The sequence below is a fragment of the Bacillus sp. GbtcB10 genome, from assembly GCF_019091365.1.
GTDB lineage: Bacteria > Bacillota > Bacilli > Bacillales > Bacillaceae > Bacillus > Bacillus altitudinis.
The window spans coordinates 1-252 of the sequence record NZ_JAGXJP010000275.1; the positions used below are offsets into that span (position 1 = coordinate 1).

Annotated in this window: 1 pseudogene; it reads left to right on the forward strand. The window is 42.1% G+C overall.

The features are described 5' to 3' along the window. Window positions 1–51: 51 nt before the first annotated feature. Window positions 52–252, forward strand: a pseudogene (locus KVT11_RS20265) (histidine kinase); the annotation flags it as partial.

The following is a 252-nucleotide window of genomic DNA, read 5'->3' on the forward strand; positions in this document are numbered from 1 at the left end:
CTTAGAGTCTATTCGGGTGAATCTACTGAATTAGGGGTTGTGGCGCTGAGGATGGGCAAAAGGAAAGTCACTTTACAAACAAAAATTTTGGGGTTAATTATTTGTCTTTTACTTGTTGTTATTGCCTTATTGACCATTTGTTTTGGTTTTTTACAGTCATCAGAAAGGCAGAGTCAAGCTGAACAGCTGGCGGGGCAGACTGCTAGAACGATATCTTATATGCCGCCCATTAAAACATCGGTGGCCACGGGA